General features: G+C 48.4%; 10 protein-coding genes. 7 read left to right on the forward strand and 3 right to left on the reverse strand.

Annotated features, from left to right (window positions below):
- Positions 1-28 precede the first annotated feature (28 nt).
- Both AAA939_RS11510 and AAA939_RS11515 read right to left on the reverse strand, forming a co-directional pair.
- Complete coding sequence (locus AAA939_RS11510; RefSeq protein WP_338210163.1) at positions 29-781, reverse strand: DUF4811 domain-containing protein; 753 nt, start codon at positions 779-781, stop codon at positions 29-31.
- The gene (locus tag AAA939_RS11515) at positions 778-2,223 is read right to left on the reverse strand and encodes a DHA2 family efflux MFS transporter permease subunit (protein WP_338210161.1); all 1,446 of its coding nucleotides are present in this window, start codon (positions 2,221-2,223) and stop codon (positions 778-780) included. The genes AAA939_RS11510 and AAA939_RS11515 overlap by 4 nt, the downstream gene beginning before the upstream one ends.
- A gap of 168 nt (positions 2,224-2,391) precedes the next feature.
- Here AAA939_RS11515 and AAA939_RS11520 point away from each other — a divergent pair, with 168 nt between their 5' ends.
- From AAA939_RS11520 to AAA939_RS11545, 6 genes are all read left to right on the forward strand, one after another.
- Positions 2,392-2,958 carry a TetR/AcrR family transcriptional regulator gene (locus tag AAA939_RS11520; RefSeq protein WP_057705186.1) on the forward strand — a complete coding sequence of 189 codons (567 nt, stop codon included), beginning with the start codon at positions 2,392-2,394 and terminating at the stop codon, positions 2,956-2,958.
- Between the two features lie 270 nt (positions 2,959-3,228).
- The gene (locus AAA939_RS11525; RefSeq protein ID WP_338210157.1) at positions 3,229-5,568 is read left to right on the forward strand and encodes a cation-translocating P-type ATPase; all 2,340 of its coding nucleotides are present in this window, start codon (positions 3,229-3,231) and stop codon (positions 5,566-5,568) included.
- A 170-nt stretch (positions 5,569-5,738) separates the two neighbouring features.
- Entirely contained in the window at positions 5,739-6,098 is a 360-nt protein-coding gene (locus AAA939_RS11530) for a PadR family transcriptional regulator (protein WP_338210155.1), read from the forward strand.
- A complete protein-coding gene (locus AAA939_RS11535; RefSeq protein WP_338210154.1) occupies positions 6,082-7,449 on the forward strand; it encodes a DUF4097 family beta strand repeat-containing protein in 1,368 nt (455 codons plus the stop codon). The genes AAA939_RS11530 and AAA939_RS11535 overlap by 17 nt, the downstream gene beginning before the upstream one ends.
- 729 nt (positions 7,450-8,178) lie before the next feature.
- Positions 8,179-9,510 (forward strand): PTS transporter subunit EIIC, encoded by a 1,332-nt coding sequence (locus AAA939_RS11540; protein ID WP_338210151.1) that lies wholly within the window; start codon positions 8,179-8,181, stop codon positions 9,508-9,510.
- On the forward strand, positions 9,494-10,384 hold the full coding sequence (locus AAA939_RS11545; protein WP_338210149.1) for an alpha/beta hydrolase: 891 nt from the start codon (positions 9,494-9,496) through the stop codon (positions 10,382-10,384). The genes AAA939_RS11540 and AAA939_RS11545 overlap by 17 nt, the downstream gene beginning before the upstream one ends.
- Before the next feature lie 126 nt (positions 10,385-10,510).
- On the opposite strand, the gene AAA939_RS11550 is transcribed toward AAA939_RS11545, so the two are convergent.
- Complete coding sequence (locus tag AAA939_RS11550) at positions 10,511-12,001, reverse strand: gluconokinase (RefSeq protein WP_338210147.1); 1,491 nt, start codon at positions 11,999-12,001, stop codon at positions 10,511-10,513.
- 120 nt (positions 12,002-12,121) lie between these two features.
- Here AAA939_RS11550 and AAA939_RS11555 point away from each other — a divergent pair, with 120 nt between their 5' ends.
- Positions 12,122-13,000 carry a MurR/RpiR family transcriptional regulator gene (locus AAA939_RS11555; protein ID WP_338210145.1) on the forward strand — a complete coding sequence of 293 codons (879 nt, stop codon included), beginning with the start codon at positions 12,122-12,124 and terminating at the stop codon, positions 12,998-13,000.
- The last annotated feature ends 20 nt before the right edge of the window (positions 13,001-13,020 follow it).

The following is a 13,020-nucleotide window of genomic DNA, read 5'->3' on the forward strand; positions in this document are numbered from 1 at the left end:
GGGTAGTTATCCTAGAACGTTTTTTGAACTAATCGTAAATTGATTGGTGCCGAGCCTGTTTCAATAGCTTTGGTAAAGCCGTCTGGGCCTGCTTAGCCGCTTGCTTTTTAGCCGCGGCTTTGACCTTTTTAACGAGGGCAGCCGTTGCGGCCTTACTCATCTGTGGGTTCGCCATTTTGGCCGCTTTGACTTGGTTAGTGACGGCTTTAGTTGTGGCGGTTTTACTTTTAGCCTCAAGCTGTTGGGCGCGTTTGGCTAGCCACTTGGCTTGTGTGACGCTGAGAATTTGCCAGGACGAGGGTAACTCAAAGGTGTTTGTCTCCTTGACCAACTGATTGTGATGTCCTGTCCAGCTAAATAGCCAGCGCCAAAATTGATTCTGATACGTCCAACGACGTTGCTGGTTGACCAGCTTTGCCGTCTGACTAGTTGTCCGGGTGACCCGGTTAGTTGTGGTTAAGCGGGCCGCTGAGTGGTGAAGTTTAGCTTGTCCCGGGGCGCGGTACACGTAGACTTTTTCAGTCTTAGCATGACGCACTGGGGTGTATAACAACAGTGAGGCGTATGGGTTAGCGGCACTCGACTGTAACGTGGTCGTCTGAGTCGTTGTACTTTGACGCATGCCCCAGTGCCACGTATCGTTACCAATCATTAGGGTAGCGGCCGTCACCATCACAATTAGGCTAAGTCCCCCAACCAGCCATTGCAATCGGTGACTAGGCATCGCTAGAAAGCCGACGATAAAACCAATTAAGCTCAATCCTAAAATAATTAAAATCATACCGGCTGACCTCCCTTAGGCGTGCGCTTAACGAATACCGCGAACACCATTGCAACGACCCCCAAGACCGTTGCGACTAGGAAAGCGGCGTGAAAACCGCGCATGGCGGCGTTGTAAGCCGCATTTTGGTAAGCCAGTGGTGCGGTCGTCAGTAAGTGTTTTGCGGGTTGCGCACTGCTGGCAACGTTTGTCAAAACGCTACCGAGAACCGCGGTCCCCATGGAAGTCATGATTTGACGCATCGTACTGTTGATTGCCGTTCCGTGACTGAGCTGAATGCCCCGCAGGTCGATTGAACTTGCAGCGGTCAGCGGCATGGCAACGAGTGCGACCCCGCTCATGAGCACGACGTATTCCATGATGATGGTCGGATACGGTGTCTGGCGGGTTAACATGGCGAACGGTAACGTTCCTAAAGTCAGTAGGAAGGTTCCCATTAGCGCTAACCGGCGCCCACCAATTGAATCGTAAGCGCGACCGCTAATGAGACTGATAACGCCGTAGAGTAGCGCGCCTGGTAAAATCATGAGCCCGGATTCGAGGGGCGTGAGTCCGCGCACGTTTTGCAAGTACATCGGTAAGACTACTTGAATTCCAATCATTGCTGTGTTGGCCAGGGCTGTAATCATGGACGCGATGGTAAAGGATGGAATCTTAAGTAGCCGAATGTTTAACAGTGGCTGTGATTGTGGCCACTCGCGCCAAACGAAACCGGCAATAAAAACGAGACCGATAATTAAACTAATAATGACCAGTGGCGAAGACCAGCCGTGTTCGCCGACCGATGAAAAACCGTACAGTAAGCTTCCGAATCCCGTTGTTGAAAGAACGATTGCCCAGGCATCAATGGGTGATTTTTTCAGTGGAATGACGGGTTTCACTGTAAAAAGGGCAATTAATAAGACGATTGCGACTGGTGGTAACATCATCCCAAATAGGTCACGCCAGTTAGCATTATCTAAAATCCAACCTGAAACGGTGGGCCCAAGTGCCGGGGCGAGGCCAATCACGATGCCGCCAAGCCCCATCATCGTGCCCCGTTTTTCGGGTGGGTAGATGACGAGTAGAACGGTTTGAATCGTTGGAAAAGTAATCCCAATCCCGACGGCTTGAATTAGCCGACCAGCTAAAATAAGTTGGAAGTTGGGCGCGGTATAACTGACGAGTAATCCAATCAGAAAACAGCTTAAAGCAGCAATATAAATCAAACGCAGGCTAAAGTTATTGAGCAGCCAGGCACTGACGGGAATCATGATTCCCATCACGAGTAACGATCCGGTGGTTAGCCACTGGACGGTGGCACTCGAAATGGAAAAGGTCTTCATCAATGTTGGATAAGCGGTAACGAGCATGTTCGTCGTTAGCGCAGTACAAAACGTCCCTAAAACGAGGGTGAGCGTCAGTGCAAGTTGGCTGTAGTGCTTGCCGTTGGTATCAACCATTTGAATAGCACTCCAATATAAGTTAAAATTAAACTGATTCAATCAGCTTAGTGGAAATTATAATCCTTTTTATATTTTATTTAAACTGTTTCATGCCGTTTTCTAAAAAATCTAGTTTGTTTTTGAGTTATAATAATAATCGTATAAATTTAAAAACGGGGGAGAAGTATGGTAAAGAGAAGAACACTAACGCAAGCTAAAGTTCTTGCCACAGCGAATCAGTTAATTGAGACTAAGGGAATTACCGGGTTAACAATCCGTGATTTAGCACTCGTTTTAGATGTGCGACCACAATCTATTTATAATTATGTTGATAGTTTAAGTGACTTGTTAGATCAGGTGGGGCTCCAATTTGTCCAAACGGTAAAGGATCAGTTGACCGAAAAAATTGCGGACGTCACCGGGGATGACGCCTTAATGGCCTTTGCACAGGAATTTCGTTCAGCTTGTCTGAACCATCGGGGACTAGCACCAGTTTTGCTAGATTTAAATGACAATTTAAAGATTCCGCGGACACGGGCAGCGATGGTTAACTTGTACCAGGCTATGTTCACACCTTTACAGTTGAATGATGCGGCGCGGGTCGAAAACACGTTGTACCGGTCGACCTTGTTTGGCTTTATCATTCAAGAAATCGGGGGCTTCTTTACGATGTCCAAGGCTGAATTAGACAGCCGGTTTACGAAGACGATGCAGTTGGCCATTGACCAAACGCATTTGCCAGCAGAAAAATAAGTGAGGAGTGGTCCAAAAGCGGAATAAACTGCCTTTTGGCCCACGTTTCAACCATAATAATAGACAAAACCGTTCAGGATGATTTCTGAACGGCTTTTTTGTGTTCTCTCCCGGACGTGCTCGTTTTGACTAATTAAGACCTAAACAATTGGGGTGTGCTAATAGAATTACTTAGTTTTTACTAAAAGTGAACGAATTCAAGTGAAATTGCGGTAATTTTCCGTTAAAATCGTTTACAATAAAAATAGATTAATACTGAGGGGGCGCGACATGTCAGACCGTTATTTACCACCAATTAAATTGGGCTTAACCACCGATGAAGTTAAAAAACGGGTGGCAGCGGGCCTTAAAAATGAGCCGTTACCACCGTTAACACGTTCCGTTAAACAGATTTTCCGCGATAACCTCCTGACGCTCTTTAATTTGATCAACGTCGTGTTGGCCGGACTGGTTTTACTGACGGGGAGCTATAAGAATATCCTGTTTTTATTTGTCGTGATCATGAACACGGCCATTGGAATTTTCCAAGAAATCCGGGCAAAACGGCAAGTTGATAAATTGTCACTCCTGTCAGCGGCAAAAATTCATATTTGCCGGGATGGTCAGGTTGGGGATTACGCGCAGGACGCGGTGGTTCAAGATGACCTTATCATGGTCACGCGTGGCGACCAACTACCGGTGGACGGGGTGGTTCGGACAACTGAGGGCCTCGAAGTCGACGAATCCCAAATCACTGGTGAAGCGGATCCGGTCATTAAGGGACCGGGCGACATGATGATATCTGGGAGTGTGATTCTCGGTGGCCACGGTGTTGTGCAAGCGACTGAAGTTGGCCACGGGAGTTTCATTAAGCAAATGGCGAAAGCGGCTAAGCAGAAGCACCGGACGCCGAGCCAACTTCTTACAATTATTAACCGGATTATTAAAATTTTGACGATTACGATCATTCCGTTGGGCGCGGGCTTGTTTATTTCCACGTTGTTGCGGGGTGAGTCACAAAACCGGGCCATTTTAGGAACGGTTGCTGCAATGGTGGGGATGATTCCAGAAGGGTTGGTCCTATTGACATCCGTAGCGTTAGCGGCTGGGGCGTTCACCTTAGGGCGACACCAAGTACTGGTCCGGGAACTGCCAGCCATTGAAGCGTTGGCGCGGGTCGATACGCTATGCTTAGATAAAACGGGGACCATTACTAGCGGTCAATTGAAGTTTGACCGGTTAGAACCTTGGGGCCAAGTCCCAGCCAAAATCGCTGAAGCCCGGTTAGCGGAACTAGTTACGGCGATTGATGATGATAATGAAACGGCGCAAGCCATCAAAGAAGCGTTTGGGACGCCCACCGTACACGCAGACGCGGTATTACCGTTTTCGTCCGCCCGTAAGTGGAGTGGGGCGCAGTTTAACGGTCAGTCCTACGTCATGGGGGCACCGGAGTTCATTTATGAAACGGTTCCGACAGATTTACAAACTCATATTCAAACCCTGGCTAAACAAGGTTATCGGGTGTTACTATTTGCCCAAGTTAAGGCGTTAACGACGCCGAAGCCAAGTGAACCCCAAGCAGTCGGACTAATTTTAATCACGGATGAATTACGTCCCCGGGCAAAAGAGACGTTTGGTTTTTTTGCGAATCAGGACGTTGCGTTAAAGGTGATCTCGGGTGATAACCCGGTCACGGTCGCTAGTATTGCCAAGCGGGCTGGAATTGCGGGCGCGGACCAATTAGTCGACATGAGCCAAGTTGGGTCGACGCCGGATTTTGATCAGCTCGTGGCAGATTACAACGTCTTTGGTCGGGTGACGCCGCAACAGAAGGAATCTTTGATCAAGGCGTACCAGGCGGCTGGTCACACGGTTGCAATGACTGGTGACGGGGTGAACGACTTGTTAGCCTTAAAGCAGGCTGATTGCAGTATTGCCATGGCGACTGGGAGCGAAGCGACGAAGAGCTTAGCGGACTTTGTCTTGATTGAATCGAACTTTGACGCCATGGTGCAGGTCCTAAATGAGGGGCGGCGGGTGATTAACAATATTGAACGGGTCGCCGCGCTGTACCTGATTAAAACGATGTATTCGGCGGCACTAACGCTGATCTTTATCTTTATGAGTCACAGCTATCCGTTTGAACCGATCCAGTTGACGCCAATTTCAACGCTGATGGTGGGGATTCCGACATTCTTCTTGGCGCTAGCACCGGACTACACGCGAATCACGGGACGCTTTATGAAGCAAGTCATGGAAATTGCGGTACCGTCCGCGATTTGTGTGGTGGGCTACATTTTGACGATCATGTTACTCGGAAGTAAATTCCAGCTGAACTTTGCAACCACGTCGACGTTGAGTGTCCTGATGACGGGAATTATTAGTTTAAATGCGCTACTGATTGCGGCTCGGCCGCTGAACCGATTTAAAATTGGACTGGTCGTCTTGATGGCAAGTTTGTTCTTACTCGTCTTTCTGTTTGGCGGACAAATCTTCTCACTTGTGAGTCTCTGGCACTGGTCACTGGCTTGGATTTACCTGCCACTTGTCATCAGTGCTTACCCGGTCTTCGTCCTACTCCAAAATGGGTTAGGCAAACGGGTTTTAAGTAAGATTCGGTGGCGTTGACCACTACTATCAAATCAATAATAAGTTAGGTTGTGCGCTCAAGAGTTCCTTGGGCGTTTTTTTGTTGCTGTTTTTTTAAAACAATTACTTTGACACACATAGTAATTGATGCTATATTATTCTCATCAAATTACTATGTGACACAAAGTAGTATTGAAAGGAAGTTGACTATGAAACCCGAAATTTCCAAAGATACGATTCGCGGGCACACGACCACGATTGTGCTAAATATTTTAAGCCAGGGGGACAGTTATGGCTACGAAATTGCTAAGACGATTAAAAGGCTGAGCCAGGAAGCTTACGACATTAATGAAGCGACGCTCTACACCGTGTTTCGACGGTTAGAAAAGAATGGCGATATTACCAGTTACTGGGGAAACGAGACCCAGGGCGGTCGGCGAAAATATTACCAGATCACCACTCAGGGACGCGCCACGTTGGCTCAAAACGTGACCGAATGGAATTTTGCAAAGCAAGTTATTGATGAATTAATATTAGGAAGGATTGACGCGCATGTCAGCAAAAACTGAACAACTGGTCGCAATGCGACTAAATAGTTATTTTAAAGATCAGCCACAAACACCAGCATTGGTTGAGCTCAAGGCGGAACTAACTAGTGATTTAAATGAAGCGGCTGCGGATAAGCAACAAGCCGGTTTAGCCCCTGAAGAAGCCGTTGCGGAAGCGTTTAGTGATTTTGGGGATATTAATGAATTAATTCGTCAGATCAACGCCGAAAACGGCACGACCAAAACGATTCGGGGTCACCACGTGGTTATGGACGATGATGGCATTCGGGTCGACGATGGTGAGACGCTCAATATTAATAATGATGGTGTTTACGTGAAGGGCGGCCGGGCGTTTAAAGCTGATTCTGAAGGGGTCTCCATTAATGATGGGGCCATTAAGGCGGATAGCCACGGCTTGAAACTTGGGAGTTGGACCTTCAACGAAGATGGCATTAATTTGAACGGTGACGCCCAGGCGCAACCTGAATTTAAGATGCCCGCTACTCCACTCAACTTAGCTGGTGAATATACAGAAAACTTGCCGCTTGTGAACGAACAGCGTTTTGATGCCAAGACGATTACAAGTTTGGCCATCCACTATAAATCGGCACGGGTTAAAATTTTACCTACCCAAGGGGATACCGATGAAGTGATTGTGCGGGAATACATGAATCATAATAATACGGCTTATCAGGCGCAAGTCAGTCAGAACGAAAAAGAATTGAAAGTGACCCAAGGAAAGGTCCCGTTTTTAATTCCCCTGCGCGTTCATGTTCAAATTCACGTTCCGGTCAGTTTTATGGGCAACGTTGCGGTAACTAGCCGTTCTGGGAGTGTTTTAGTTGCTGGCTTGTCGTACTTGGATACGGTCAACTTACAAGTCATCAGCGGTGGCGCTCGGGTCGCTGAAGTTGGTAGTCAAGCGTTTAGCGCCGATGTAACTTCTGGGAGTTGTGACCTGAATGGGGTCCAAGTGACGAACCAACTCGGGATGCTGGTTAAAAGTGGTCGGATTCGAATGCACGCCGTTACGGCTGGGCAGTTTACGATCAGTGCCACCAGCGGAACGGTTACCGGTGACGCCTTGAATGGTGGCGGTAGCTGGTCAGTGAAGTCGGGGAGCTTGAAGCTGGCATTTGCCAACATTGCCGGTGACATTAACCTCAACGCGAAGAGTGGCAGTATTAAAGTTGGGGTGCCGAGTGACGCCAGCTATGCTTATGAATTAGAGGCGCAGAGTGGCCGGATTACCGCACCAAAAAATGGGTCGGCAACGCACTTTGCGGATGGCTATCAAGCCGGACAAGTCGGCATTACCGGAACTTATACGATCAAGGGCCGGACGACATCAGGAACGATTCGATTAAGTTAAGCGCCGGCGGTTAGCATAAAAATTTAAAACACATTAAAGCAGTCCTTTGTATGAAATCTTGCATACAAGGGACTGCTTTTGACTCAATAAAGATTGGCACTAACGTTGTAATGATCGTTACTCTTAAATTAGTTGCTTCGTCGGGCAGCCTTGGTGTAGCTGTGGGGGACGGTCCCAGCCATGGCGCGGTCTGGGGCCTCGATTCAAAGCCGAACCCCGCGTCTTTGAATCGCCCAGCAAGATTAGCAAAAAAATCATCTGCTAATCTTGCTGACACAGCAAACCAAGGCTGCCCGACGAAGCTGAAAATAGCTTTATTTATTGTTATTGTTGTCGGATATTCGGAGGCTGGCGCTGATAGCATCGGTCGTGAAGGTGGTGTTGGGACCGGCGTTTTTTCGGTCCTTACACCACGAACGGTCCAGAACAATTGCGGTTTTTGCAAGTGCTCTGGGCGAGGGGCTAGACCGCTCCTCAGGCTAGGCCCGGTCCCGCGACCGTATGTTATTAGCGCCAACCGGACTAGAGTATAAGTAACGAAATTTCAGTAGGATGTTGATACAACAATCAAAGCGAATGATGGCGTCATACTAGTCAGAGTGGCTTTTTTAAATGGGTTAAACCTTGTTAGCTTTAAGACAATAAAATTTATAGACGAGTTTGGTAGTCCTAAACTTAGAGATAGCCGTATAATTAGACCAAAGAAGTCACTGAAGGGGGATGGACAGCGTGGGGATTAGTGAACAACGGGTGATTCAACGAATGGTACCGACACTATTAAAGTTACGGAAAACAAACTTTTACCGGGTGATTCAGCGAACGTTGATGCTGACGTTCCCGTTTATTTTGATTGGGACGTTTAGTCAGATCATTCAGTCAACGGTGCTAACGAAGCAAGGGTTCTTTGCGAGTGTTTTCCATTTATCCAAGTGGGTCCCGTATTATAAATACTTACACTATCCGTTCGACAATTTGACTAACCTGACACTGAATAGTGTCGCCGTCATTGCGGCGTACGGGGCAGCGAAATACTTGGCTAAACTACATAATCGTGATGAACAGCTGGCCGGGCTGACGGGGGCTGTCGCCTTACTCATTATGGCTTATCAGTATACGAATCAGGCGCAGCTAGGAATCTTTAACGCGCTAATGTTAGGGACCAATGGACTTACAGGCGCGCTGATTACGGGTGGCATAACCGGACTATGCTTCAAGTGGTTCGGCAAACCTGGCGACGAACCCCAAGCCCCGCACACGACGCAAATCTTGCAACGCACGTTTGGTTCGTTACTGCCAATGCTGATTGTGTTTTTACTCGCCGTTGTGGCTAGCTTAGGTGTGCACTGGCTGATGGTCGCGAGTTACTCTGAAGAAACTTGGGAAGCATTTCAGAAATTTGCAACGACCAGCCATAGCGTTTGGCTTACTTTGGACATATCCATGTTGACGTTGTTCTTGGAAATTTTAGGGCTGTTTGGGCCGTATCAACAATTAACGTCCAATACACCCGCGATGAACACAAATCTGAATTACGCTTTAGCCCATCATTCAGCTTATAACGTCCCGTACCCGTTTACGGCCGATACCTTGTACCACGCGTTTGGGACTTTTGGTGGCACCGGGATGCTTTTAGCACTAGTCATTGCAATTTTTATTAGTAGTAATAATCATAATTATCATGTCGTGGCACGGTGGGGATTACTCCCGGCGCTATTTAATAGTAACGGGCCAATCCTAACCGGGTTACCGGTCTTATATAATCCAATCTATCTAATTCCATTCACTATAGCACCGGTGGTCAATATGGGAATCGCGGCTATGGCGATTGCATTTCACTGGATGCCACCAGTCGTCTATCCGGTACCGATTGGGACGCCGGGCCCGTTGATTGCTTTTATTGGAACAAACGGGAACGTGGTTGCCCTGTTAATCGGAATCGTGTGCTTAATTATTTCGACGGCCATCTATTTACCGTTCATGCACTTAGCGGAAGCCATCGTTAATGCGGCTCAAGTGGAAGTTGCCCGGAAAGGGGGGAACGACCATGTCAAAGAAGCCTAGTGGGTCACGCCGACTGCGGAGTTTGATCGTTTTAGCATTGGGAATCCTCTTCTTAGGCCTGCTAATCGGACCATCTTACCGGTGGACGCGTGCCAACGTGACGGCGATGACTGGTCGGCACGATTCGCCAATGTCTCCCATCATCATGATTCCGGGGAGTAGTGCGAGCCAAAACCGGTTTGATACGTTGGTTACTCAGTTGAACAAGGCGGATAAACGGAAACACAGTCTCATTAAATTAACGGTCAAAAAAAATGATCAAATCACGATGACGGGGACGTTGCGCCCTCGTGATAACGAACCGGTCATCGTGGTGGGGTTTGAAAATAACAAGGACGGTTACGATAATATTAAGAAGCAAGCTCGTTGGTTCTCCCTGGCCTTTAAGCAGTTAACGAGTAAGTATCAGTTCAATAATTTTAAAGCGATTGGCCATTCTAACGGTGGTCTGATCTATACGTATTTCTTTGAGCATTACTTTAATCGGACGGACATTAAGGTCAAACGAATCATGACGATTGGGTCACCGTACAACTTCTCGGAAGCCAATCTTGATCATAAGACCCAAATGCTAGCTGATTTTATTAAATATCGTGATAAGCTTCCCAAAAACGCAACGGTCTATTCGGTTGCCGGGACGGAGAACTACGATACGGATGGGTTAGTTCCTGCGCGCAGCGTCGAAGCGGGCAAGTACGTTTATCAGGGACAGGTTAAACACTACACTGAAATTACCGTGACGGGCAATAATGCGCAACATTCAAGCCTGCCACAAAATCAGCAAATTGTGACGTTGATTCGGCAATACATGTTGGATAAGAAACCTAAGCGCAGCCGGACTTTAATTAATACTACGACGACTAATTCGGAATAGTAAGTTTAATACTACGACGACTAATTCGGAATAGTAAGTTGGAAATTAAAATAGAAAAATCCAAGCGGTAACCTGATGGGGTTAGCGCTTGGACTTTTTTGGATGTCTCAATTTAACAAACTATCATTATTTGAAATCGGCCAGTTGTTTAAATAAAGGTTGATAGGCTTGTGCTAATTGTTCGTATAGCGGATAGAGTCGTTGGTAGACGGCCACGTTGGCGGCAATTGGCTGCCGAGGTGCGTCATTCTCAACGAGGTCACTAACGGCTTCTAAGTTAGGTAACAAGCCTAAGCTGACCATTCCTAAGACGGCGGCACCGAAACAGGAGCTTTCCACGTTTTTAGGAATCCCGACGGGGGCGTTAAAAATATCGGCCACAATTTGTTGCCAAACGGGTGATTTAGCAAAGCCACCGGCGGCTTGTAGGCTGGTGAATGGACCGGTCAGAGCTTGAACCATTTGGGCGATATGGGCGAGGTTGAAGGCGATTCCTTCAAGCGCCGCGCGGGTCATATCCACCCGGGTATGTTGCGCGGTGAGCCCGAAGAACGCGCCCCGGGCATTTGCATCCCAGAGTGGGGCACGTTCGCCGTTGAGGTAGGGATGCATCAATAGCCCGTGGCTTCCAGCTGGTACTCGAGTGACCGCGGCGCTGAGTTGTTCTAAGGTGACTGGCGGTTGAACGTCTTTAAACAGGGTATCGTGAACCCAGGCCAAGACGTTACCTCCGTTGTTGGCGGGGCCACCAATGACCCACGCGCTGGGAGCTAAGTAATAACAGAAGAGCCGTCCTTGGGGGTCGAGCTGGGGTTGATCACTGATGACGCGAATCGCGCCCGATGTGCCAATCGTCAGCGCGGCCTGCCCGGGACGAATGGCGTTTAGCCCGAGGTTTGAAAGGCAACCATCACTAGCTCCGGCAATTAGTGGGACACTGGTTGCTAAACCGAGCATATCGGCGGTCGCAGTCGTCATCCCAGTAACTTGGGCAGTCGTATCGACTAATTGGGGCAACTGGTCAGCTTTGACGTGGGCCAATTCTAAGGCCTGATCGTCCCACTGGAACGTATGCAGGTTAAAGAGACCCGAAGCGTTAGCGATGGAATAGTCGGTCACTAGTTGGCCAGTTAACCGGTATAAAATGTAGGCCTTGATGTCGACGAACCACCTTGTCGCGTGGTGTAAAGCCGGTTGGTCGTGCGCGAGCCAGCGCAATTTGGACAAGGGTGTCATGGGATGCAACGGGGTTCCGGTCCGTGAGTATAACGCGTGCGCATCGGGGCGGGCCCGTAAGTCATCGGCGGCGCGACTAGCCCGGTTATCGGCCCAGGTATACATCCGGCTGATAGGTTGATACTGATTGTCTAGTAAAATTAAGCTGTGCATGGCGGCCGAAAAGCTGATGCCGGCAATCGAGTCTTGAAATTGCGCGACTTCTTGAATGCCAGCGATAACGGCTTGATAAATGTCGGCGGGGTCTTCTTCAGCCATTCCTGGTTGATCTTGGTATAGGGGGTAGCCGTGGTTGGCGCTGGCAACCACTTGGCCGGTTTGATCGTATAAAACGACTTTGGTACTAGTGGTGCCAATGTCGACGGTAAGAATTTGTGTCATAGCGGTGTCCTTTCTCGAATTCAATAATAATAGTGTAAACATCTTTGATAACGGTTGCAATGACAAACCTAGGGCGTTTTTGCAAACTGTGGTAAAATTTGGTCATGGAGGTGGCGAAACGTGTCCACACAAGCACCCACACATCGTAATCGGGTTTTGACACTTATTCGGTCGTATTACCCGAATTTAAGCGTAACGGACCGTAAGATTGCGGATTATATTATCAAGGACCCCGTAAAAACGGCGGCCCAATCAATTTCGGATTTGGCGGCGGCGGTCGGTGTTTCGACGGCCACGGTTTCACGCTTCGTCAAACGGATTAGTTTTAATAGCTTTCGTGACTTTTCACGGGAGTTGACCGCGGCAGAACCGGTTGAACGGACAACGGCCGAGGCCTTTCAAGACGTTGAAAAGCAAACGACCTTTAAGGGCATCGCGACGTCCACGTTTAATAGTATCCGCAGTTCCTTGGATCAGACGAGTCAAGTAATGACTGAAGCTGACTTGAAACAGGCGGTTCACCTATTGCTACACGCTAAAACGATTGGCTTCTACGGCCTTGGCGGGTCGGCCGTTGCCTCACTGGATGGTTATCATAAGTTTGTGCGGACGGGGATTCCCTGCGCGCATAATAGTGATTATGATATGCAGCTAATGCAAGCGGCGCAGATGACATCAAAGGACGTCGCCGTGGTGATTTCACACACGGGACGTAACCAGCAGACTTTACAAATTTTAAAAACCTTGACCGGGCAAAAGGTACCGGTCATTGCCTTAACGAGTTTTGGCAATTCACCACTGGCTAAGGCTAGTACGGTAGCGTTTATTTCGGTGGCCGAGGAAATTAATTACCGTTCGGAGGGACTGACGTCGTTAATTGCGCAGATGAGCATTATCGATAGTTTGTTCTTGATGACGGCGGTCCACGGCAACATTAAGATGGCGGCTAGTTTAGGTCGGGTACGCGAAGCGATTAGCGAGACGCGGACGGAATTATAAAGTTGGTAAGGATGGATGAG

This window comes from Lactiplantibacillus paraxiangfangensis, assembly GCF_036246185.1.
GTDB classification, from domain to species: domain Bacteria; phylum Bacillota; class Bacilli; order Lactobacillales; family Lactobacillaceae; genus Lactiplantibacillus; species Lactiplantibacillus paraxiangfangensis.

Bases quoted from the DNA above. Each gene is read 5' to 3' on its own strand.
- AAA939_RS11545 (WP_338210149.1), top strand. From the start codon at position 9,494: ATGTCAAAGAAGCCTAGTGGGTCACGCCGACTGCGGAGTTTGATCGTT.
- AAA939_RS11520 (WP_057705186.1), top strand. From the start codon at position 2,392: ATGGTAAAGAGAAGAACACTAACGCAAGCTAAAGTTCTTGCCACAGCG.
- AAA939_RS11525 (WP_338210157.1), top strand. From the start codon at position 3,229: ATGTCAGACCGTTATTTACCACCAATTAAATTGGGCTTAACCACCGAT.
- AAA939_RS11515 (WP_338210161.1), bottom strand. From the start codon at position 2,223: ATGGTTGATACCAACGGCAAGCACTACAGCCAACTTGCACTGACGCTC.
- AAA939_RS11550 (WP_338210147.1), bottom strand. From the start codon at position 12,001: ATGACACAAATTCTTACCGTCGACATTGGCACCACTAGTACCAAAGTC.
- AAA939_RS11530 (WP_338210155.1), top strand. From the start codon at position 5,739: ATGAAACCCGAAATTTCCAAAGATACGATTCGCGGGCACACGACCACG.
- AAA939_RS11510 (WP_338210163.1), bottom strand. From the start codon at position 781: ATGATTTTAATTATTTTAGGATTGAGCTTAATTGGTTTTATCGTCGGC.
- AAA939_RS11535 (WP_338210154.1), top strand. From the start codon at position 6,082: ATGTCAGCAAAAACTGAACAACTGGTCGCAATGCGACTAAATAGTTAT.